We start from the raw sequence: 21501 nt of genomic DNA, 5'->3' as shown, positions 1-21501 counted from the left end.
CCAGCAGAAGCACACGACTGCCTAAACACGCGAAAAGGCGCCACGGAAACCACTCCGTAGCGCCTACTCGGCGCGCCTTAGAAGGCCTAGAACTTGACGCCGGCCTGCTTCAGGAGGTCCTTGAGCGGGTTGAGGATGGCCGGATTGATCTGCGCGAGCATCACGGTGGCCTGAACGATGCCAGCCAGCAGCGCACCAACCACGGAGACCCACGACATGACCTCCTTCAACTTTTCGGTCTGCTCGGCGCTGGAGCCGAACATGGTATCGGGTTCTTCTTCGCTATCCGTCCCGTCGCCCTCGGCGCCGCCATTGCCGTCGGGAGCTTTGGAGTCACCGTTTTCGCCGGCGTTACCGCTCTCGGTGGATTTGTCACTGGGGGCTTCGGAAGAGAGCGGGATCTCCGCGGCCTCGTCGGCCATGGCTACCGGGGAGGCGAGGCTGAACGTGACGGCGGCGGCTGCGACAAGGGTGGTGGAAAGGCGAGTACGGCGCATGGTGGAAACTCCTTAAAACAAGACGAGAGAAACGGTGCTAAAAATCCTCGTATGAATCTATCAGGTTGTTTGGAGATGTCTACCCCTGCGGGCGCATTAGTGGTCCGTGACACCCCGGTGCTGGGGAATGTCTGTCAAACTATAGGTATTGCGCCCCGGCCGCTACCCTGCCCGCTAGAATGAACCGACATGACGCAAAACTACGACCCCATCCGAGCCTCCGACGTCCAGCTGGCCCAGTCCCGCATTTCGTCCGAGATCGCCCCCACCCCGCTGCACTACTGCCCGCGTCTGTCGCAGATTACAGGCTACGAAGTCTTCCTCAAGCGGGAAGACCAGCAAGACGTGCGCTCCTACAAGATCCGTGGGTCCTATTTTGCGATTTCCAACCTGTCCGAGGAGCAGCGTGCCGGCGGGGTAGTGGCGGCATCGGCGGGCAATCACGCCCAGGGCGTGGCGTATGCCTGCCGCACCATGGGCATCAAGGGCAAAATCTTCGTGCCCGGCCCCACCCCGAAGCAAAAGCGCGATCGCATCCTGGTCCACGGCGGCGACGCGGTCGAGTTGGTCGTCGTCGGCGCCAACTTCGACGAGGCGGCGGCCGCAGCCCGCGCCGATGCCGAAGCCCGCGGCGCCACCATGATCGAGCCCTTCGATGCCCGCGACACCATCACCGGCCAAGGCACCGTCGCCGCGGAGATCGTCTCGCAGCTGTCCGCCCAGGGGCGCAGCCTCGACGCGGTCGTCGCCCCGGTGGGCGGCGGCGGTTTGCTGGGAGGCATCGTCAGCTACTTGGCCGACATGTCCCCGCGCACGCAGGTCTACGGGATTGAGCCGCAAGGGGCAGCATCGCTGACCGCGGCCCTGCGGGCGGGCGAGCCGGTGGCACTGGACGAGATCGATCCCTTCGTCGACGGCGCGGCCGTGGGACGCATTGGTTCGCTGCCGTACGACATCGTCAGCCATAACCGCGAGCGGCTCAGCTGCGAGACGGTATCCGAGGGTGCGGTGTGCACCGAGCTGCTGGAGCTCTACCAGAACGAGGGGATCATCGCCGAGCCCGCCGGCGCCCTGTCCGTGGCCGGGCTCGAGCTTGTCGATGCCCCCGCCGGGTCCACCGTCGTCTGCGTCATCTCGGGCGGCAACAACGACGTACTGCGCTACGCCGAGATCATGGAGCGCTCCCTGGTCCACCGCGGGCTCAAGCACTATTTCCTGGTCAACTTCCCGCAAGAACCCGGGCAGCTGCGCGCGTTCTTGGAGGAGATCCTGGGCCCGCACGACGACATCACCCTGTTCGAGTACCTCAAGCGCAACAACCGTGAGACCGGAGCGGCGCTGGTCGGTCTGCAGCTCGGGGAGGCCGTCGGTCTGCCGGGGCTGCTCGCCCGGATGGAGGAGTCGCGCATTAACTGCCAGCGCCTAGAGCCGGGCACCCCCGAGTACGAATTCCTGGTGTCTTAATGGAGCGCTACCCGCTACCCGCGGCCGGGAAGGTCACCGAGCATGAAGTAGAAATTAAGCGCTCCCGCTTCATCGCGCTCGTCGCGCGGGCCCAGAACGAAGAGGAGGCGCGCGGGTTCATCGCGAGCGTGCGCGAGCGCTTCCCGGACGCCCGCCACCACTGCAGCGCCTACGTCTACCACCAGGACGGAGCGCAGCCGGTGGAGCGGTCCTCCGACGACGGCGAGCCCTCCGGCACCGCCGGCAAACCAATGTTGGACGTGCTCAAGGGCAGCGGCATGCTGGACGTGTGCGCTGTGGTGGTGCGCTACTTCGGCGGCATAAAGCTGGGCGCCGGCGGGCTGGTGCACGCCTACGGCGGCACGCTCAGCGAGGCGGTCGCGCAGGTCGACCGCGTTACTCGCGCGAAGCGGGAGCTCTACACGATTGAGGTCGAGCACGCGGAGGCCGGCCGCTTAGAGGCGGACCTGCGGGCCCGCGACTACGACATCCAGGACACCCAGTACGGCACGGCGGTGACCTATACGTTGGCGTGCGCGCCCGGCGGCCGCGACGGCCTGGAGGCCGAGCTGGCGGCGCTGACGCAGGGGCGGGTGATCCCGCGGGCCGGTGGGCGAGCCTGGGTGGAGTTACCTGGTGCGTGAGGTAGAATAGCGTGCCATGACCATGCAGCGACGTCCCAACAATCCGATTGAAGCGCGCAAGCAAGCAGTCCGCAAGCACTCCCGCAACGGCCTCATCTCCGTGGGCGCCGGGGTCGGCGGCGGCGTTCTGATGACTATCCTGTTCGGCAACCCCGGCTTCTGGCTGGTGCTCGGCCTGGTGGTGGCCGTCGTGGGCGGCGCCGCCAACTTCCTCAAGGTACGTAAGATCATCAACCAGAACTACAACAACTACTAGTTCATGGATAACCAGCCTGCTGGTAGGCCGGTTCGTATCGACGCGTGGGTCTGGGCGGTGCGAATGTTCAAAACCCGCTCCGCGGCCGCCGATGCCGTCAAAGCCGGCCACGTCAAAATCAACGGCGAAGCCGTCAAGCCCTCGCAGCAGGTCGTCCCCGGCGACCGCGTCCGCGTGTGGAAGGACCACCACGAATACGACCTCGAGGTGCTAGCCACCGTCCGCAAGCGCGTCGGGGCGCCGGTCGCGCGCACCTGCTACACCGACCACGCGCCGCCGCCCCCGCCGCGGCAGTTCCAGCCGTCGGTGCCCGTCCGCGCGAAGGGAGCGGGCCGGCCCACCAAGCGGGAGCGCCGACAGATGGAGAAGTTCCGCGGCGGCTTCCGCTAGCCTAGCCGCGCAGCTGCTTTAAGCGCCCGCGCAGGCGCTTGGCGCGGTCGGTGCGGTTGCCGGTGTGCGCGGTGGCATCGATGTGCGCCTGCCCGAAGCGGTTGAGCAGGAGATCGTCGACCAGCCGGATATGGCCGGGGCGGAAGCGGTACAGGAAGGCCTTCTGCAGAGAGGCGATGTCCTCGTCGTTGAGCAGCTCCTGGAGCTGGCGCACCGTGGTCACCCCGTTAAGCTCGAGTAGCTCCGCCAGCCAGCGGTAGTGATCCGAGCGCGAACGCGGGAAGCGCGATCCCAGCAGCATGGTGAGAATCCCGGGCAGCGTCTCCGCCGTGACCACCACGTCCTCGGTGGTCTCGGTCCGCGGGCTCTTGAGTGCGGCGATCTCGTCGAATTGCTGATCGGCGAGCTCGATCAGCCCGGCCGCCAGCGTGAATAGGCGGTCCACCTGCGGCGAGGGCGGGTTAGGGCCCTGCTTGTAGCGGATGTCGTGCTCGAACTCGGCCCAGGCGTGCTGCAGGACGGTGCGCACCTGCACCTCGAAGGTGAAGCCGCGGTAGGCGCCCAGCTCCTCGATGGCGTCGGTCACCTGTAGCACCAGGTGGTGCGAGCCGTAGCCGAAGCCTCCGGAGATCCGCGTCTGCGCCGCCTTGTCGACCGAGCGCAGGACCTCGAAGGACTCGCTTAACACGTCGATGGCCTGCGGGATGGCGGTGGAGTGGAAGACCGTGGCGCGCACGCCGACCAGATCGTGGATATCCTCCCACGGGTGCGGGTAGACCGGATCGCCGTCGGAGTTGCGCTTTTTCGCCTTCGCCTTGAACGAGGACCAGCTCTTTACGCGGGCGGAGACGTGATCGAAGATGACGCCGGCATCGTTAAGCAATTCTTCGATGGCCGAGTGGAAGTCCGCGGCGGCGTGCGGGTGCTGCCGGTTCCAGTCGTGGTAGTGGGTGCCCAGGCGGGCCACGGGGCGGCTCCTTTCGGGTCGAGCTTTAAGTGTTGAGGCAGTAGTCCTGCGGAAACCCCTGCACCAATAGTAACGGTACCGAGGACAGTTGCACCCGATGCCGCGGCCGCGTTTCCTGCGCCCGTTGCGCCCACGCCGTGGCCTCCTGGTGGCCGACACCGGCCAGCGCAATCACCGTGGCCGGGTCGGGCACGAGATAGACCAGGCGCTCGGCGGCCAGGATGGTGCGCAGGTGATCGTCGAGCAGGAGAAAGGCGCGCGGGTGGGCCAGCCAGGAGCTAATCGGATACCGCGAGGTGGCCACCTGCACGCCGTCGGGGCAGCCCGGCCCGAGGACTGCGCTGGCCGGCCGCATCCAGAACTGGGTCCCGTACTCGGAGCGGGAGGCCTCGGCCAGGTTGATGGCGGCGAAATCCCACGCGTGCTGGATGGACACGCCCAGCTCATCCAGGCCGCGCTGGCTGACGTTGATGCCGCCGTCAGAGGTTGTACACCGCAGGGTCATCGACCAGTTCTGCGACAGCGGCAGGGTCGCCACGGAGTCGCAGAAGCCGTCATCGGATAAGCCGGTGTTAGTCGTCCAGCGCTGGCGGACCAGGCGGGGCAGCAGGCCGCTTAAGCTCAGCTTCGGGTGCGTGGCGGGGTGGAGGGCGGTGGTCACAACTATTCTCCTGGGAAGTCGGCGGGAAACCCTGACGAATAGTTAGACTGCGCCGCGGCCGCAACGGTTCCCTTAGAACGGTGGCTGGTCGCTCAAGCCCACCGCGTCGAGGAGCTCGTTCGCGCTCCAGAAGGTGATGTCCTGGCCCTTGTCGCGCAGCTCTTCGGCGCGCTTTTCCTTGGAGGTCTTCTTCGCCCACGTGCCGACGACCAGCAGGGTGGTCTTCTTCGTGACGTTTTTGCCGATAACGCCGCCGCGCTCGGCGATGGCGGACCACAGCTGGCCTTTATCGAAGGGCTCGAAGTCGCCGGTCAGCGTGACGTTCTGGCCGAAAAGCGGGCCCTGCGGGTCGGCGTCGGGGTTGGGTTCGGGGATGGTCTCCGGCGTGGCGACGGTCTTCCACGGGGCGGGGCGGCGCGCTCCGGACTCGCGGGTCTGCGATCGGAAATCCGTGCCCGCGCCGAGGTCGGCAGCCGAGGTTGGCGCCACGTTGTCCTGCAGGACCGGCATGACCTGCTCGGGAGACAGGGACCCCAGGCGGAAACCGCACTCGTCGAATAGCCCGGCGATCCCCCCGGTCAGCCCCAGCTTCTGCGCCAGGCCGGCGACGATGATGCCAGCCGCGCGGGCGTCGGCGCAGGCGTCGTGGTGGCTGAAGGAATTTAGGCCGCACGCCGCGGCGACGGTGGGCAGCTTGTGGTTGGCCACGTCCAGTACCCCGCGGTCGGAGCAGTAGCGCGCCAGCGCCAGGGAGCAGGCCAGCTGCCATTCGGGGACGTCGCTGGAGGTGGCCTGCAGGGCGGAGTGCAAGGCGCTGGAGTCGAACTGGGCGTTGTGTGCAACGAAGACGTCGTCGCTCACGAAGTCGACGAGTTCGGCGGCGACGGTGGCAAAGGGGGCGGCATCGGCGACGTCTGCGGCGGTGATGCCGTGGATGGAGATGTTGACCTCGTCGAAGTCGGGCCAGCTAGCCGGCGGCTGGCACAGCCAGGTGCGCGACTCGGTCTCGCGGCCGTCGCGGAAGCGGACCGCGCCCACTTGGCAGATGGAGCCCCAGTGCCAGTTGGCGGTTTCGACGTCGACGGCGGTGAAATCCAGCCCCGGCACGCCCGGGTCGTGCTCACCACTTTGGGCGGCGGCAATCAGTGCGCGGATGGCCTCGGCGTCCTGGTGCGGGTCGACGGGGATGGTCACTGCCGTGCCCTCCAGCGTCACCCAGCCCTGCGCGGTGGCGGTGGGCTCGCGCACGCTTAAACCCCTGATGTCGGTGAGTGGGACCGAGGTGGTTGCCGGCTTCCCCAGGCTCAGCGAGAGCACGGAGTGGTGGATCTCCACGCTGGTAGCGGTGACATCGACGTGGGCGCCGTGGGCTTTAACCGACACTAAAATCAGGGCCTTTCCAAGCAGGAACTAATCGAGAACGGGCGGCTCCACCTGCTTGAGCAACAGCGTGGAGCGCGGCTGCACATCGATGGTACCCGCTGCCGGGATGAGGATTTCCTCGGTGGGGTACCCGCCGGGGTGCGCAGTGTCGACCACCAGTTTCCACTTCGCCCCGAGATCCTGGGTGGGCAGCGTGAACTCGATCTGCTCGTGGTGGGCGTTGAAAATCATCACGAAGGAGTCGTCGACGATTTTCTGGCCGCGGGCGTCGGGCTCGCTAATCGCGTTGCCGTTCAAGTAGACCATCAGGGACTTGCCGAAGTCGTGGTCCCAGTCGTCCTGGGTCATCAGCTTGCCGGAGGGCACCAGCCAGGCGATGTCGCGGTCGCGCGCGTCGGTGCCCAGCGGGCCGCCGGCCAGGAAGCGGCGCCGGCGGAAGACCGGGTGGCGGTGGCGGATGCCGATGAGCCGCTTGGTGAAGTCGTAGAGCTCGGAGTTTTTCTCCTGCTCTAGCAGGGACCAGTCCATCCAGGAGATCTCGTTGTCCTGGCAGTAGGCGTTGTTGTTGCCGGACTGGGTGCGGCCGAACTCGTCGCCGTGGCTGAGCATCGGGGTGCCTTGGCTCAGCAGCAGCGTGGTCAGGAAATTGCGCTGCTGGCGGCGGCGCAGGCGCTGGATGTCGGGGTCGTCGGTAGATCCTTCGACGCCGTGGTTCCAGGAGCGATTGAAGGACTCGCCGTCCTGGTTGTCCTCGCCGTTGTCCCCGTTGTGCTTGTCGTTGTAGGTCACCAGGTCGGCGAGGGTGAAGCCGTCGTGGGCGGTGATGAAGTTGATGGAGGCAGTCGGGCGGCGGTCGTTGTTGCCATAGAGATCGGAGGAACCGGTCAGCCGGGAGGCGAACTCGCCGAGGGTGGCCGGCTCGCCGCGCCAGAAGTCGCGGACGGTGTCGCGGTACTTGCCGTTCCACTCGCTCCAGATCGGCGGGAAGTTGCCCACCTGGTAGCCGTCGTGGCCGACGTCCCAGGGCTCGGCGATGAGCTTGACCTGGCTGACCACCGGGTCCTGCTGCACCAGGTCGAAGAAGGTGGCCAGCTTGTCGACGTCGTTGAGCTCCCGCGCGAGCGTGGCCGCCAGGTCGAAGCGGAAGCCGTCGACGCGCATCTCGGTGACCCAGTAGCGCAGCGAGTCCATGATCATCTGCAGCGAGGACGGGTGGCGCACGTTCAGCGAGTTCCCGGTGCCGGTGTAGTCCATGTAGTACTCGGGCTTGTCATCGTCCAGGCGGTAGTAGGCCTGGTTATCGATGCCTCTAAACGCAATGGTGGGGCCCATATGGTTGCCTTCGGCGGTGTGGTTGTAGACCACGTCAAGGATGACCTCGATGCCGGCGGCGTGGAAGGCGCGCACCATCGTCTTGAACTCGGCCACGGCCTCGCCGGGCTTGCGGGCAAATGCGTAGTCCTGGTGGGGCGCGAAGAAGCCGAAGGTGTTGTACCCCCAGTAGTTGCGCAGCCCCAGCTCGCGCAGGCGGTCGTCCTGGAGGAACTGGTGGACGGGCATGAGCTCCACGGCGGTCACGCCGAGGTTGCGCAGGTAGTCGGTGACCGCCGGGTGCGCCATACCGGCGTACGTGCCGCGCAGGTGCTCCGGGACGCCGGGGTGCTGCATGGTCATTCCCTTGACGTGAGTCTCGTAGATGACCGTTTCGTTTTCGGGCGTGTGCGGGCGGCGGTCCCCGCGCCAGTCGAAGAAGGGGTTGATGACCACCGAGTACATGGTGTGGCCGAGCGAGTCGGAGGTGTTGCGCCCGGTGCCGGGTTCTTCGGCGTGGATGTCGTAGGAATAAAGCGCGGCGTCTCGGTCGAATTCCCCGGTGAAGGCGCGGGCGTACGGGTCCACCAGCAGCTTGGAGGGATCGCAGCGCAGGCCGGCCTCGGGATCGTAAGGCCCGTGGACGCGGTAGCCGTAGCGCTGGCCGGGCGAGACGTAGGGCAGGTAGCAGTGCCAGACGTGGGCGCTGACCTCAGTGAGTTCGATGCGCTCTTCCTGCCCGGCGGCATCGATAAGGCAGAGCTCTACCTTGTCGGCCACCTCGGAGAAGAGCGCGAAATTTGTACCGGAACCGTCGAAAGTGGAACCCAGGGGCGCGGGCGAGCCGGGCCAAACCTGGGTGATCTGGGGGCGGGAAGTTGCGCTCATGGCTGCTTAGCTTAATGGCAACCGGGCGCTTTCACCTGTCGAGCGAGTCGGTACCCGCGAGCACGATGTGAACCGCGCGGGCGAGCTTGTCCGCCCCGGAGTGCTCACCCGCGCGCTCCTCGGCTGTCGTGTTACCGGTGGCCGCCTGGTATTGCCGCAGGGACTGCTCCAGCGTGGTGGACCCCAGGACCAGGTGGAGGACGGACTCGGCGCCGAGCTGGCGGGTGGCATCGTCAGCGCCGTGGCCGGCGGCGGCCAGCGCAGACTTGAAGCGCGCTACGAGTTGCTCCCAGGCCAGCGAGTGCGGCTGGGACAGGGCGGCGGAGACCACTTCGGCGCCGTCGTGGTGGGCCAGCAAGGCAGAGCGCAGGCTCAGGCTGAGTTCGACGGGGGAGGTGCCGGACAGGGGTGCCAGGATGGCATCGGCAAGCGCGGAAATGAGGCCCTGTTTGTTGGTGATGTGCCAGTAGAGCGCGCCGGGGGCAACCCCCAGCGAGCCCGCGACGCGCCGCATGGTGGTGTCTGCCAGCCCGTAGGTATCTAGCAGGTCAAGGGCGGCTTTGATAATGGTCTCGCGGGATAACTGCACGATGACCTAGTCTAGCGGGCCGGCCCAGCGCGGGCCAGAACGCCCACGTTCACAGGTTTCTATAACCAAACTGTAACTGTCCTGCCACGCAAAGGTTGTTATGATATTCGACGTCAAGGGTGTACTGCCGCTGCGCTAGGGTAGCGCCCCCGAAAGCCTGTAGTCCCTCAAATCGTCAGGAGAAATGTTGTCCCTTTTCACCCCGTCTAAGATGTCCGTTGCCGCGCTTGCGTTGGTCGTTCCACTGACCCTTACGGCTTGCGGTTCTGACGAGGAAGACTCCACCGAGGCTGCTCCGTCGACCGAGACCGCCACCAAGGAGGCCCCGAGCTCCAAGGCCGAGGACGAGGATAAGGACAAGGACGCCGAGAAGTCCTCCGAGGCCAAGGATAAGGACAATGCCGAGGATAAGGATAAGGATTCCGAGAAGTCCGCTCAGGGCAAGGAGCGCTCCGCCTCCAACCAGGACGGCAACAACTCCGGCGGCGGCGACCAAGCCGCGGCGGCCGAGTCCCTGGTTGACCCGTTCGAGGGCGGCGACCCGTTGCAGGGCCAAGCCGACATCGCCCCGGTCGAGGGCGGCCAGGCTGCCGACGGCGCCGTCTCCGGCGAGATCAACGGCTTGGTTCGCGGCCTGTACGATCAGCAGGACATGCGCTCCTTCATGCGCTACATGCCGGACCACACCTGCCAGCGCGTGCTGGACGCCCAGCCGGAGCTGCGCAACGCCGATTACAACCAGATCCCGCAGGTCTCCATGGACGAGGCTAGCAACGGGCAGTGGAAGGACACCTTCGTCCAAGACATCCGCGACATCAAGGTCAAGGACAATACCGCCTCGGCCACCGTGGAGGTAGCTACCCCGCAGGGCCCGGACACCACCACCATGCGCTTTGCCAACGAGGGCGGCAACTGGACCTTCTGTAACTAGGAGCGCCCGGCAGGGTAGCCTGGAAGGCTATGTTGAGCCGCTCGTTTACTCCACCCCGCAGCGTCGGTTTCGCTGCGGGGTTATTCGCTTGCGTACTCGTGGTCTTCGGGGTCGCGGGCATCCTCTGGGGCCTGTGGCGCCCGCGTGTCGCCCTCGCGGAGCTGCCCGAGGGCAGCTTCGGTGTGGATATGGGCTCGGCGCCGGCGGTGGCGATGCTGAGCTTCACCGTGATTACCGGGGTAGCCGGCACGGTCACCGGCGTGCTGGCCTTTACGCGGGGCGCGCGCTTCCGCGGGTTAGGCACCCTGCTGTGGGTGGGCGTGTGCGCGCTGGCCGGCGCCGCCGCTTTTGTGATCTTCTCCTGGCTCTTCGCGCCCACCGAGCCGGCCGAGATGGTCGACGGCGCGGAGTTCGTCCCGCCGTTCCCGCTCGGGGTAGCCCTCTTAGCCGCGCCCTTCATGGCGATGTTCGGCTACTGGTCGGCGGCCTTCGTCAGCGGCGACGAGGCCTGGGAGGCCCAGCAAGTACAGCCGGCCCAGCCGGCCCAAGAAGCCCCGACCGCGGCCCCGGTTACGGCGGGCGACAACCACCCGGCCTAGTGAGGCCACTTGACGGGGGAGACGCCCACGACGTCGCGGGCAATCGAGTCGAGCCCGTAGAGGATGTTGTGCAGCCCGATGCCGATGTGCTGGGTCAGCTGCGCGTCCGTGAGCCCCTCGGCGGTGACGACCGAATAGTCGATGTGGACGTCGACGGTGCGCTCGGGCTCGGCCGCGGCAGCGTCAGCGCTTCCCGGCCCCGGGGAGCTCAGGTGGCAGAACGCGGAGGAGGCCTCCGTGGTGCGGTTCCAGTCGTTGCAGGTCAAAAACAGCTTGGAGAATTCCGTGGCCGGCAGCTGCGGTTCCCAGCGGCCGTTGATGACCACGGAGGGGCCGGAGTCGATGGCGAAGCTGACCAGGACCTCGTTGATCCAGGCCAGGACCGGGCCGTGCTCCAAGCCGTGCTGGTTGACCACCCCCATCTGGCGCAGGCGCTCGCGCAGCCGCGGGTAGCTCACGGGCATCGGCCGCTCGCTGTCGCCTTCGGTTAGCTGCGGGGCCCACCCGGCCCAGCTGGTGTGCGCGGCGCTGCCAGGGGCGTGGTCGATCTCGGGGAAATGCTCGATGAAGAAGTCAAAGGCGGCGCCGGCGTTGGACAGGGCCCGGATGAGGCAGGACTCCAGCTGCGCGGTGGTCAGGCCCTGGTGGCTGACAATCGCCCCGTGCCCGGAGAGGGTGAGGTTTTCCAGGTCGCTGTGCTCGAAGACCATGGTGGGGGTGAAGCAGTCGTGATTCCATTCGTTGAGCGCCTGGGCTAAATCATTGATGGCGGAAAAGGCGATGGGCCCGTCGAATTCTAGGCGGCAGTTGATGACCGCGGGGTTGTCCGGGTTGAGGGACAGGGTCAGCCGGCAGTGTGAGGTGTGTTGGTAGACCAGCTGGGCCTGGGGACCATCGGCCCAGTGCAGCGGCAGGCCAATCTCCTGGGCGCAGGAGTAAACGCGCGGCAGATCCACCGGCGCCAAGGCATCCGGGAAACCGGGGCGAGGGGAGGTAGTCAACGTCTAACACCTGCTTTTCTCTTTAGTCTGTGGGGCGCCGGCCGGGTGGGCCGAGATTTTGGCCCGCGACCCAAGTCTATCTGCTCATACGGGCCCGGCACGTAGAAATTGCTCGTAAGATGGTCTCTACTAAACGTTTGGCCCTTTGAGGAGGCATAAAATTGCTCAATACCATTGATTTGCGGAATACCGAGCTGACGACGTCGGCGCTGCGGAAGGTTCTGCCCCGCGGCGGCGTCAACGTCGAATCGGTGGCCGGCACCGTCGCCCCCGTCGTCGAGGCGGTCAAGGCCGGCGGCGAGTCCGCCGCGCTGGATTACGGCGAGCGCTTCGACCACGTCCGCCCGGCGGCGGTCCAGGTCCCGGCCACGGCTATCGATACCGCCGTCGAGGTCCTTGAGCCACACGTTCGCGCCGCGATCGAGGAGGCCATCGCGCGCGTGCGCAAGGTCCATGTTGAGCAAGTCCCGCAGCCGCACACCACGCAGCTGGGCGAGGGCGCGACCGTCACCGAGGTATTCGCGCCCATCGAGCGCGTGGGCCTCTACGTGCCGGGCGGGCAGGCGGTCTACCCGTCGTCCGTGGTGATGAACGTGGTCCCGGCGCAGGCCGCCGGGGTGGATTCCTTGGTCGTGGCCTCCCCACCGCAGGCCGAGCACGACGGCCTGCCGCACCCGACGGTGCTGGCTACCTGCGCCCTGCTGGGCGTTAGCGAGGTCTGGGCCGTCGGCGGCGCCCAGGCGGTCGCGCTGATGGCCTACGGCGACGACGCCGCGGGCCTGGAGCCGGTCGACATGATCACAGGCCCGGGCAATATCTTCGTGGCTGCGGCGAAGCGGCAGGTCTCCTCGTTTGTCGGGGTGGACGCGGAGGCCGGCCCGACGGAGATCGCCGTGCTGGCCGACGACAGCGCCGATCCGGTCCTGGTGGCCTACGACCTCATCTCCCAAGCGGAGCACGATCCGATGGCCGCCAGCGTGCTGATCACCGACTCGGAGTTTTTGGCCCAGCGCGTCGACGCCGAGGTGGAGGCCCGCTACACCGCCACCGCCAACGCCGAGCGCGCCGCCGAGGCCCTGCGCGGCAAGCAGTCCGGGATCATCCTGGTTGATGACATCAACGCCGGCATCCGCGTGGCCGACGCGTATGCGGCCGAGCACCTGGAGGTCCACACCCGCAACGCCCGCACCGTCGCGGAGCGTATCCGGCACGCCGGCGCGATCTTCGTCGGCGAGTTCTCGCCGGTCCCGCTGGGCGACTACGCGGCCGGTTCCAACCACGTGCTGCCGACCTCCGGCACCGCGAGGTATGGCGCCGGGCTGTCCACGCACACCTTCCTGCGCCCGGTCAATCTCATCGACTACGACGAGACGGGGCTGCGCGAGGTGGCCAGCCACGTCATCGCCTTCGCCGACGCCGAGCGCCTGCCCGCCCACGGGGAGGCCATCCGCGCCCGCACCGAACGCTAAAACGCCACCTGCCACCCGAACCGACCCTGTCAGAAAGGCTTGTCGTGTCTTTGTCCCTGGAAAACCTTCCCCTGCGCCCCGAGCTGCGCGGGCGCAGCGCCTACGGCGCCCCGCAGCTTAAGGTGGCCAACCAACTCAACACCAACGAAAACCCGTACCCGCCGTCTGCCGAGCTGGTCGAGGAGCTGGTCAGCGAGGTCCGCCGGATCGCACCGCAGCTCAACCGCTACCCGGACCGCGACGCCGTCGAGCTGCGCGAGGCCCTAGCCGACTACGTCACCGAGCGCACCGGTGTGGAGGTCACGGCCGCGCAGGTCTGGGCGGCCAACGGCTCTAACGAGGTCCTCCAGCAGCTGCTGCAGGCCTTCGCCGGCCCCGGACGCAGCGCGCTGGGCTTCACGCCGTCCTATTCCATGCACCCGGTGCTCTCCGCCGGCACCCAGACCGAATTCCTGGAGTGCCCGCGGGGCGCGGATTTTCGCATTGACATGGCGGCGGCGCGCCATGCCATCGCCGAGCACCAGCCCGACGTCGTGTTCGTGACCACCCCGAACAACCCGACCGGCGACGTGACGGAACTCGGCGACATCGAGGAGCTGGTCAAGGCCGCGCCGGGCATCGTCATCGTGGACGAGGCCTACGCGGAGTTTTCCGACGGGCCTTCGGCCGTGCGCCTGCTGGCCGACTACCCGGACAAGCTGATCGTCTCGCGCACGATGTCCAAGGCCTTCGACTTCGCCGGCGGCCGCCTGGGCTACTTCGTGGCCGACCCTGCCTTCGTGGAGGCCGTCATGCTGGTGCGCTTGCCGTACCACCTGTCCGCCCTGTCGCAGGCCGCGGCCCTGGTGGCGCTGCGCCACCGCGCGGCGACCCTGGAGACCGTCGCGAAGCTCGCGGCCGAGCGCGACCGCGTCGCCACCGGCCTGCGGGAGCTGGGCTACCGCGTCGTCGACAGCCAGTCGAATTTCATCTTCTTCGGCGCATTCAGCGACCAGGCCGCCGCCTGGCAGGCCTTCCTGGACCGCGAGGTGCTCATCCGCGACGTCGGCCAGGCCGGCTTCCTGCGCGCGACCGTGGGCCTGCCGGGCGAGAACGACGTCTTCCTCACCGCCGCCGCGCAGCTGACCGACTACCAGACCGACGCTGAGAAAGGACGTGCCTGATGAACCAACCGGAACCGCGCCGCGGGAAGGTCACCCGCCGCACCAAAGAATCCGATATCACGGTGAGCGTGGACCTCGACGGCACGGGCCAGTCGAGTATTGACACCGGCCTGCCGTTTTTCGACCACATGCTCACCGCCGTGGCCACGCACGGCGGCTTCGACTTGGAGGTCAGCGCCCGCGGGGACGTCGAGGTCGACGCGCACCACACCGTCGAGGACACCGCCATCGTCTTCGGCCAGGCCTTCGCCGAGGCAGTAGGGGACAAGCGCGGCATCCGCCGCTTCGGATCCCAGCTGCTGCCGATGGACGAGACCCTGGTCGAGGCCGTCGTCGATCTGTCCGGCCGTGCCTACTTTGTCATGCACGGGGAGCCGGAGCACCTCCAATGGCAAATCATTGGGGGCCACTACGCTACGGTTATCAATAGGCACTTTTTTGAAACCTTTGCCGCCCACAGCAAGACCACCCTGCACGTCAACGTCCGCTACGGCCGCGACCCCCACCACATCACGGAGGCCGAGTACAAGGCGGTCGCCCGGGCATTGCGCCAAGCGGTAGAATCCGATCCGCGCGTGGACGGCATACCATCGACGAAGGGAGCGCTGTAGCCGCATGTACATGATGGTCTGGATCCTTTTCCTGCTGGGTGGGCTCCTTATGGGAGGGGCCTGGACGGCCTACCAGTCCGGCTCGCGTTTCTGGACCATCGTCGCCGCCGCACTCGGCGGCATTACGACCATTACCGCGTTGATTTGGATGATTGGGGAGATGCAATAGATGGCAGAAGCAGGCGCATCGCAGGGCACAGTTAGTCTGTGGAAGGTCCCGGGGTTCCCGGAGACCATGGTCGCCGTGGCCGCCGCCTTCGGCGCGTGGTCGCTGCTGCTTCCCGTTCTGCCCATGGCGGTGCTCGACGCGGGCGGCTCGAGCACGCTCGCCGGCGGGTCCACGGGTGCGTTCATGGCCGCGACCGTCATCACCCAGATGTTCACGCCCTGGTTGCTCAGTCGCTTCGGTTACCGCCCGGTCATGGCCGTGGCCGCCGGCATGCTGGGCATCCCCGCCCTGGGGCACCTGCTGGGCATGGAGGTCTGGCAGGTGCTGCTGTTTTCCGCGCTGCGCGGCGTCGGCTTCGGCGCGCTGACGGTGGCGGAATCTGCCCTCATCGCGGAGCTGGTCCCGCTGCGCCTCCTGGGCAAGGCCACCGGCACGATGGGCTTATTCATTGGCCTGTCGCAGATGATCTTTTTGCCGGTGGGCTTGGCGATGGCAGAAAACATCAGCTTCGCCTCGACCTATTACACGGCCGCGGCTATTGCCTGCCTGGCGGTGGTCATGTGCCTGCGCCTGCCGAGCGTGCACCCGCGCAGCGGCGGCGAGTCGGAGACCGCCGAGGCGCCTAGGGCCTCCACCTGGAAGCTGGTTATCGTGCCGGCCCTGGCGCTGACCACCCTGTCGATGAGCTACGGCGTGGTTTCTTCCTTCCTGCCGGCCTCGGTCCGCGAGATTGACCCGGAAACCGGCGCGGTGTTGGGCGGGCTGATGCTGTCCATCGTGGGTGGATCGGTGATGGTCTCGCGCCTGTTCGCGGGCGTGGTCGCCGACCGCCTGGGTGAGCCCGGCCATCTGTACATTCCCGCCCAGGTCATCGGCGGCGTGGGCATGCTGCTGATGGCGGCCGCCATGATAAACGGCTGGTCCGTGTGGTGGATGGTTCTGGCCTCGGTCTTTTTCGGAATCGCCTTCGGTATCGGGCAAAACGAGGCGCTGCTGTCGATGTTCAACCGCCTGCCCCGTTCAAAAATCTCGCAGGCCTCGGCGGTGTGGAACATTTTCTACGACGCCGGCACGGGCCTGGGCTCGGTCGTGCTCGCCGCCCTGGTCACTGGCTATGGCTACGCGGGCGCGTACGGGGCCGGTGGCGTCATCATCCTGGCCGGCATCCTGATGACCGGCCTGGATACCATCCTGGGCCGCCACCGCGTGGTCGAAATCGACAACATCCGCACGCGCCTGCGCCGCCTGCGGAAGGCGCCGGCGAGAAACCAGCGCCGGACCGTTACCCGGACCGAAGAACTGAAGAAGAACACACTCGATAACGTCAACAACGTCGACAAGGAGCTGGACTAGTGGCGGAGAAATGGGTAGCTCTGCTGGACTACGGGGCCGGAAACCTCCGGTCGGCCCAGCGGGCATTGGAAGTAGCCGGGGCGCGGGTCGAGGTCACCGCGGATCCGAAGGTGGCCACGGAGGCCGACGGCCTCGTCGTGCCTGGCGTGGGCGCCTTCGCCGCCTGTATGGAGGGGCTGCGCGCCATCCAGGGCCCGCGGATCATCGGCCAGCGCCTGGCCGGGTCCCGGCCGGTGCTGGGCATCTGCGTCGGCATGCAGGTGCTCTTCGACGGCGGCAACGAGCACGGCATCGAAACCGTCGGGTGCGGTGAGTGGCCCGGCATGGTCACGCGCTTGCAAACGGACGTGTTGCCGCACATGGGGTGGAATACGGTCGAGCGCGCTAGCGACGGCGCGATGTTCGCCGGCATCGACCCGCAGGAACGCTTTTATTTCGTGCACTCCTACGGCTCGCGGACCTGGGAGCTGGAGACCGAAATCACCACCCCGCCGTCGGTGTCGTGGGCCAGCCACGGCGGCGATCGCTTCGTGGCCGCGGTGGAAAACGGCGCCCTGTGGGCCACGCAGTTCCACCCGGAGAAATCGGGGGCCACCGGACTGAAGCTTTTATCCAACTGGATGGGCACCCTGTAGGTAGGATATAGACAATGACTCAGCACACAGATTCCTTCGTACTCCTGCCCGCCGTCGACGTCGTGGGCGGCCAGGCCGTGCGCCTCGAGCAGGGTAAGGCCGGCACCGAGAAGTCTTACGGTGATCCGCTGGCGGCCGCTTTGCAGTGGCAGGAGCAGGGCGCGCAGTGGCTCCACTTCGTCGACCTGGATGCCGCCTTCAACCGCGGCTCCAACCACGAGATGATGGCTGAGGTCGTCGGCCGGCTCGACATCCCGGTGGAGCTGACCGGCGGAATCCGTGACGACGCCGGGGTGGACCGCGCCCTGGCCACCGGCGCGCGCCGCCTGAACATCGGCACCGCCGCGCTGCAGAACCCGGAGTGGATCGCCCGCGTCATCGACACATACGGCGACAAAATCGGCGTCGACCTGGCGGTCCAGGAAGAAGACGGGGAGTGGCGCACCCGCGGCAACGGCTGGGAGTCCGACGGCGGCGACCTCTGGGAGGTCCTCGAGCGGCTCGACGCCACCGGCTGCCAGCGCTTCGTGGTCACCGACGTCACGAAGGACGGCACCTTGACCGGCCCCAACCTGGAGCTGCTCCAGGACGTGACCATGGCTACCGATGCCGCAGTGACGGCCTCCGGCGGCATCTCCACGTTGGACGACGTCACGGAATTGGCCACCTTCCTTAACCGTGGCATCGACTCCGCGATCATCGGCAAGGCCCTCTACGAGGGGCGCTTCCGCCTGGACGACGCGCTTGCAGCGGTGGCCCAGGTAGACCCGCTGCCGGCCGAGACCCCCATCGACCTCCTTGATTCCTCGGACGACAGAGGATAGACCGACCCACAGACCACCCCACCGCAGGATAAAAACCGACCGAGGATGAGTGAGCACGCCATGACATCGCCGTTGGAATTGCTGGCCTTCGCTGAGGCCATCGTGGATGAGACCACCGACCGTTTCCGCACCGGGCTGGGCGCGAAGCCGGCCCAGTTCAAGGGCCAGGGCGACTTCGCCACTGAGGTCGACATCGCCATCGAGACCAACTTGCGCCGGCGCCTGACCCAGCTCACCGGCATCCCGGTCTACGGGGAAGAATCCGGCGGCAAGCTGGCCGAGACCGTCTGGGTGGTCGATCCCATCGACGGCACCGCCAACTACTCGGCGGGCAACCCGCTGTGCGGCACCCTGGTGGCACTCGTCCAGGACCACCAGCCCGTCGTGGCCGTGGCGGACTTCCCGCTTTTGGGGCGCCGGCTCGCGGCAGCTGACGGCGCGCCGCTGCGCTCGGTCGGGGGACCGCCGAACGGCTTCGGCGGCGGGGAAGACGCTTTGGGCTTTGACGAGGCCCGCGGCCACGTCGGCTGCTCTTCGTACCTGCAAACGCCCATCTTCAACGATCTCAAGCGCAAGGGCCTGCGCCCGCGGATCACCGGATCCGTGGGGCTGGACAGCGCTTTTGTGGCCCAGGGGGTCTTCGACGGAGCGGTGAATTTCTCACCGCACGCCTGGGACAACGCCGCGGGTGCGCTCTTCGTGCGCTCGGCCGGGGGGCTGGTCACTGATCCCTACGGCGAGGAGTGGACTGTGCACTCGGCCGGCATGGTGGTCGGCACCGCGCAGGTGCACGCGACCATCCTGGATTCTATCCGCGCCAACCGGGCCGACAACTAATACCGTAGCTTTAAGGCCAGCTCCTACACTGGCCAAGACTTTTTTAAAAAAGGAGTGTGCTCCCCGTGAGCTTGTCTGTGCGGGTTATTCCCTGCCTCGACGTCGATAACGGCCGCGTGGTCAAGGGCGTCAACTTTGCCAACCTCCGCGACGCCGGCGATCCAGTGGAGCTGGCCGCCCGCTACGACCAGCTCGGCGCCGACGAGCTTACCTTCCTGGACGTTAGCGCCTCGAAGGAGGGCCGCGGCACGCTCATCGACGTCGTGCGCCGCACCGCCGAACAGGTCTTCATCCCGCTGACCGTCGGCGGGGGAGTGCGCAGCGCCGACGACGTGCGCGTCCTCCTGCGCGCCGGCGCGGACAAGGTCTCCGTTAACACCGCCGCCATCGCCCGCCCCGAGCTGCTGCGGGAGCTGGCGGAGATCTTCGGCTCCCAGTGCATCGTGCTCTCGCTGGACGCGCGCCGGACCGCGCAGCGCCAGGACTGGGCCCCGTCGGGCTTCGAGGTCACCACGCACGGCGGCACCCGTTCCGCTGGCCTCGACGCCCTGGAGTGGGCCCGGACCGCCGCCGACCTGGGCGTAGGTGAGATCCTGCTCAACTCCATGGACAGCGACGGCACCGAAGGCGGCTTCGACGCCGAGCTCATCGCCGCCGTGCGCGCCGCCGTCAACGTGCCAGTCATCGCCTCGGGCGGGGCGGGCGCGCCGGAAGACTTCCCGCCGGCCGTGGCCGCCGGCGCGGACGCGGTCCTGGCCGCCTCCATCTTCCACTTCGGCAAGACCTCCATCGGCGAGGTCAAAGACGCCCTGGCTCGCGCCGGTTACCCGGTCCGGCCGGTGCCGGAGCCGGTGCCGGAACCGGAGGCGCAGCCTGCCCCGGCCAACCCGGCAGTATGCGAACTGGACCCGGCGATTGCTAGCCGCCTGAAGCGCAACGCGGATGGGCTAGTGCCAGCCGTCGTCCAGTCGGTAGACGGCGAGGTGCTGATGCTGGCCTGGATGGATGACCACGCGCTGGCCCATACCCTGGCCACCCGCCAGGGCACGTATTTCTCCCGCTCCCGGCAGGAGTACTGGGTCAAGGGGAAGACCTCCGGCAATACCCAGGAGGTCTTGGGCGTCAAGCTCGACTGCGACGGCGACACCCTCCTGGTGACCGTCCGGCAAAGGGGCGGGGCCTGCCACACCGGCGATCGCAGTTGCTTCGACGCCGATGTACTACTCTAGGATCCTTGAGTAACCGCAGGAAGGGAGTAGACGTGGGAAAGCGAGTTGGCCCACTGCTCATGGCCCTCGGCGCGATTGGGCTGTGGGGCTCGTCGCGCATGAGCTGGGTCCAGGCCTCCGCCGAGGATGACAAGTCCGGCGGGCAGGTCGTGGACATCCTGGGCTCGCACTGGTCGGTCGAGCTCATGGCCGTCATGCTGTTGCTGCTGGCCGGCACGCTGGCCGGGCTGGTGCTGCGGCGGCTGGCCCGCCGGGTGGTGGCCATCGTCTGCGCGGTGGCGGCGGCCGCGCTGGCCTGGCGGCCCCTGCAGCTGCTGACCGTCGGCCCGGACGTGCAGCGCGCCCAGGACATTTTGCAGGCCGGCCAGGACAACGACCTAGCGGTGGACGTGACCTCCATTTCGGACTGGGCCGTCATCACGGAGGCCACGGCGCACACCGCCGGCCCCGTGCTTGCCCTCGTCGCCGCGGCGGTCGCACTCTTTGGCGCCGTGCTGCTGGCCACCCGTCCGGGCGAGGACACCGCCCGCTCCAACAAATACGAAACCCCCGCCATGCGGCAGGAGAAGCTGGCCCAGGATCTGCAGGAGTCCCCGGACAGCGGCCGAGTGCTGTGGGACGCGCTGGACGCTGACATTGACCCCACCGATTTAGACAACCAACGTGGGCGTTTAACCTAAAGTTTGCCAATCGGGGGTACCTTTGGATTTCCGCTGGGCACGCTTGAAGGGATAGCCTTAGGTGAAACTGCGCATGTGATCCTTGTCGCTTACTTCGAGGAGGTGCCCCGGTGCCCACCCCTATTGCCGTTGACCGTCTAGTCACCGGCGTCCTCGAAGACGTAGCCGCGCGCGAAGCGAAGGTTTCTTTCCAAGACATCAAGGCGAAATCCCGGTCCATGGAACCGCCCCGGGACGCCAAGGCGGCGCTTTTAACCAGCGGCTGCTCGGTCATCACCGAATTCAAACGGGCGGTGCCATACCTAGGCGAGATTGCGCGCCTGGGCAACCCGGAGCGGATGGCGCGGCTTGCCCGTAGCTTCGAAGAGGCTGGGGTGATCATGATGGCCTGCCAGACCGACCGGCGCCGTTTCCACGGATCGGTGGATGATATGCGGCTTATCCGCGCTGCCACCGAGGTGCCGATGATTTGCCGGGACATCATCGTCGACCCGTACCAGATCCACGAGGCCCGCTGCTTCGGCGCGGATGTCGTCCCTCTGCAGGTCGCGCTGCTGGAGCAGGCGCGCCTGGAGGCCCTGCTGGACCGGATCGAGTCGCTCGGCATGGTGGCCCTGCTGGAAATCCGCAGCAGCCAAGACGCGGACCGAGCCATACAGGCGGGCGGTACCGTGGTGGGCATCAACGCGTGGTCGCTGTCTTCGGATGCCATCGACCGCGGGACCTTCGCCGAGATCGTGCCTGGCTTGCCCGAATCCCTGCTGCGGATCGCCGTCGGCGGGGTGGAAAACCCCCGCAACTTACTTGGCTACGCCTCGCAGGGCGCCGACGCCGTGCTAGTGGGCGAGTCGGTGATGACCGCCCAGGATCCCACCGCCCTGGCCCGCAGCCTGGTGGCCGCCGGCAAGCACCCGGCGTGCCCATCGCGTAAGACCCCCTGATCTCGCATT

24 protein-coding genes and 1 pseudogene are annotated in these 21501 nt (G+C 67.2%); 18 read left to right on the top strand and 7 right to left on the bottom strand.

Annotated elements, in window-relative coordinates:
- Positions 1 to 86 precede the first annotated feature (86 nt).
- Positions 87 to 497 (bottom strand): hypothetical protein, encoded by a 411-nt coding sequence (locus QQS52_RS05385; protein WP_472772918.1) that lies wholly within the window; start codon positions 495 to 497, stop codon positions 87 to 89.
- Between the two features lie 189 nt (positions 498 to 686).
- Here QQS52_RS05385 and ilvA point away from each other — a divergent pair, with 189 nt between their 5' ends.
- The 4 genes from ilvA to QQS52_RS05365 are packed head-to-tail and all read left to right on the top strand — an operon-like array spanning position 687 to position 3251.
- Positions 687 to 1961, top strand: coding sequence for a threonine ammonia-lyase IlvA (gene ilvA / locus QQS52_RS05380; protein ID WP_472772917.1), 1275 nt, complete (start codon positions 687 to 689; stop codon positions 1959 to 1961).
- Positions 1961 to 2605: a YigZ family protein gene (locus tag QQS52_RS05375; protein ID WP_472772916.1), complete on the top strand. Its 645-nt coding sequence runs from the start codon at positions 1961 to 1963 to the stop codon at positions 2603 to 2605. The genes ilvA and QQS52_RS05375 overlap by 1 nt, the downstream gene beginning before the upstream one ends.
- 16 nt (positions 2606 to 2621) lie before the next feature.
- The gene (locus QQS52_RS05370) at positions 2622 to 2861 is read left to right on the top strand and encodes a hypothetical protein (RefSeq protein WP_070769540.1); all 240 of its coding nucleotides are present in this window, start codon (positions 2622 to 2624) and stop codon (positions 2859 to 2861) included.
- A gap of 3 nt (positions 2862 to 2864) precedes the next feature.
- Positions 2865 to 3251: an RNA-binding S4 domain-containing protein gene (locus QQS52_RS05365; protein ID WP_070769539.1), complete on the top strand. Its 387-nt coding sequence runs from the start codon at positions 2865 to 2867 to the stop codon at positions 3249 to 3251.
- Position 3252: 1 nt separating this feature from the next.
- On the opposite strand, the gene QQS52_RS05360 is transcribed toward QQS52_RS05365, so the two are convergent.
- From QQS52_RS05360 to QQS52_RS05340, 5 genes are all read right to left on the bottom strand, one after another.
- Complete coding sequence (locus QQS52_RS05360; RefSeq protein WP_472772915.1) at positions 3253 to 4218, bottom strand: GTP pyrophosphokinase; 966 nt, start codon at positions 4216 to 4218, stop codon at positions 3253 to 3255.
- A 25-nt stretch (positions 4219 to 4243) separates the two neighbouring features.
- On the bottom strand, positions 4244 to 4879 hold the full coding sequence (locus QQS52_RS05355; RefSeq protein ID WP_472772914.1) for a hypothetical protein: 636 nt from the start codon (positions 4877 to 4879) through the stop codon (positions 4244 to 4246).
- 72 nt (positions 4880 to 4951) lie between these two features.
- Positions 4952 to 6262 carry a 3'-5' exonuclease gene (locus QQS52_RS05350; RefSeq protein ID WP_472772913.1) on the bottom strand — a complete coding sequence of 437 codons (1311 nt, stop codon included), beginning with the start codon at positions 6260 to 6262 and terminating at the stop codon, positions 4952 to 4954.
- Between the two features lie 27 nt (positions 6263 to 6289).
- Positions 6290 to 8461, bottom strand: a complete 2172-nt coding sequence (gene glgX / locus QQS52_RS05345) for a glycogen debranching protein GlgX (protein ID WP_472772912.1) — start codon at positions 8459 to 8461, stop codon at positions 6290 to 6292.
- A gap of 31 nt (positions 8462 to 8492) precedes the next feature.
- Positions 8493 to 9050: a TetR family transcriptional regulator gene (locus tag QQS52_RS05340; RefSeq protein ID WP_472772911.1), complete on the bottom strand. Its 558-nt coding sequence runs from the start codon at positions 9048 to 9050 to the stop codon at positions 8493 to 8495.
- Between the two features lie 211 nt (positions 9051 to 9261).
- Between QQS52_RS05340 and QQS52_RS05335 the strand changes: the two genes are divergently transcribed.
- Positions 9262 to 9981: a hypothetical protein gene (locus QQS52_RS05335; RefSeq protein ID WP_472772910.1), complete on the top strand. Its 720-nt coding sequence runs from the start codon at positions 9262 to 9264 to the stop codon at positions 9979 to 9981.
- A gap of 29 nt (positions 9982 to 10010) precedes the next feature.
- A complete protein-coding gene (locus QQS52_RS05330; RefSeq protein WP_472772909.1) occupies positions 10011 to 10580 on the top strand; it encodes a hypothetical protein in 570 nt (189 codons plus the stop codon).
- On the opposite strand, the gene QQS52_RS05325 is transcribed toward QQS52_RS05330, so the two are convergent.
- Positions 10577 to 11581, bottom strand: a complete 1005-nt coding sequence (locus tag QQS52_RS05325) for a type III secretion system chaperone family protein (RefSeq protein ID WP_472772908.1) — start codon at positions 11579 to 11581, stop codon at positions 10577 to 10579. The genes QQS52_RS05330 and QQS52_RS05325 overlap by 4 nt on opposite strands.
- A 161-nt stretch (positions 11582 to 11742) precedes the next feature.
- On the opposite strand from QQS52_RS05325, the gene hisD reads away from it, so the two are divergent.
- The 12 genes and pseudogenes from hisD to QQS52_RS05265 all read left to right on the top strand — a co-directional run bounded on the left by hisD (position 11743) and on the right by QQS52_RS05265 (position 21492).
- Positions 11743 to 13050 carry a histidinol dehydrogenase gene (gene hisD, locus QQS52_RS05320; protein WP_472772907.1) on the top strand — a complete coding sequence of 436 codons (1308 nt, stop codon included), beginning with the start codon at positions 11743 to 11745 and terminating at the stop codon, positions 13048 to 13050.
- Positions 13051 to 13094: 44 nt separating this feature from the next.
- A complete protein-coding gene (locus QQS52_RS05315) occupies positions 13095 to 14213 on the top strand; it encodes a histidinol-phosphate transaminase (protein WP_472772906.1) in 1119 nt (372 codons plus the stop codon).
- On the top strand, positions 14213 to 14824 hold the full coding sequence (gene hisB, locus QQS52_RS05310; RefSeq protein WP_296205082.1) for an imidazoleglycerol-phosphate dehydratase HisB: 612 nt from the start codon (positions 14213 to 14215) through the stop codon (positions 14822 to 14824). Before QQS52_RS05315 ends, hisB begins: the two co-directional genes overlap by 1 nt.
- A gap of 10 nt (positions 14825 to 14834) precedes the next feature.
- On the top strand, positions 14835 to 14993 hold the full coding sequence (locus tag QQS52_RS05305; protein ID WP_472772905.1) for a hypothetical protein: 159 nt from the start codon (positions 14835 to 14837) through the stop codon (positions 14991 to 14993).
- The gene (locus QQS52_RS05300) at positions 14994 to 16346 is read left to right on the top strand and encodes an MFS transporter (RefSeq protein WP_472772904.1); all 1353 of its coding nucleotides are present in this window, start codon (positions 14994 to 14996) and stop codon (positions 16344 to 16346) included.
- Positions 16346 to 16981 carry an imidazole glycerol phosphate synthase subunit HisH gene (gene hisH, locus QQS52_RS05295; RefSeq protein ID WP_472772903.1) on the top strand — a complete coding sequence of 212 codons (636 nt, stop codon included), beginning with the start codon at positions 16346 to 16348 and terminating at the stop codon, positions 16979 to 16981. The genes QQS52_RS05300 and hisH overlap by 1 nt, the downstream gene beginning before the upstream one ends.
- A 14-nt stretch (positions 16982 to 16995) precedes the next feature.
- Positions 16996 to 17805 carry a bifunctional 1-(5-phosphoribosyl)-5-((5-phosphoribosylamino)methylideneamino)imidazole-4-carboxamide isomerase/phosphoribosylanthranilate isomerase PriA gene (priA, locus tag QQS52_RS05290; RefSeq protein ID WP_472772902.1) on the top strand — a complete coding sequence of 270 codons (810 nt, stop codon included), beginning with the start codon at positions 16996 to 16998 and terminating at the stop codon, positions 17803 to 17805.
- A gap of 60 nt (positions 17806 to 17865) precedes the next feature.
- The gene (locus QQS52_RS05285) at positions 17866 to 18642 is read left to right on the top strand and encodes an inositol monophosphatase family protein (protein WP_472772979.1); all 777 of its coding nucleotides are present in this window, start codon (positions 17866 to 17868) and stop codon (positions 18640 to 18642) included.
- Between the two features lie 65 nt (positions 18643 to 18707).
- Positions 18708 to 19478: pseudogene (gene hisF / locus QQS52_RS05280) on the top strand (imidazole glycerol phosphate synthase subunit HisF); the annotation flags it as partial.
- 3 nt (positions 19479 to 19481) lie between these two features.
- Complete coding sequence (gene hisI / locus QQS52_RS05275) at positions 19482 to 19871, top strand: phosphoribosyl-AMP cyclohydrolase (RefSeq protein ID WP_472772978.1); 390 nt, start codon at positions 19482 to 19484, stop codon at positions 19869 to 19871.
- Between the two features lie 32 nt (positions 19872 to 19903).
- The gene (locus QQS52_RS05270; protein WP_472772901.1) at positions 19904 to 20551 is read left to right on the top strand and encodes a TIGR02234 family membrane protein; all 648 of its coding nucleotides are present in this window, start codon (positions 19904 to 19906) and stop codon (positions 20549 to 20551) included.
- 110 nt (positions 20552 to 20661) lie between these two features.
- Positions 20662 to 21492, top strand: coding sequence for an indole-3-glycerol phosphate synthase TrpC (locus tag QQS52_RS05265; RefSeq protein WP_472772900.1), 831 nt, complete (start codon positions 20662 to 20664; stop codon positions 21490 to 21492).
- Positions 21493 to 21501 lie beyond the last annotated feature (9 nt).

Source organism: Corynebacterium sp. 1103A (genome assembly GCF_055700955.1).
The sequence above is the reverse complement of the archived record's forward strand: the minus strand, read 5'-3'. Positions and strand labels throughout refer to the sequence as shown.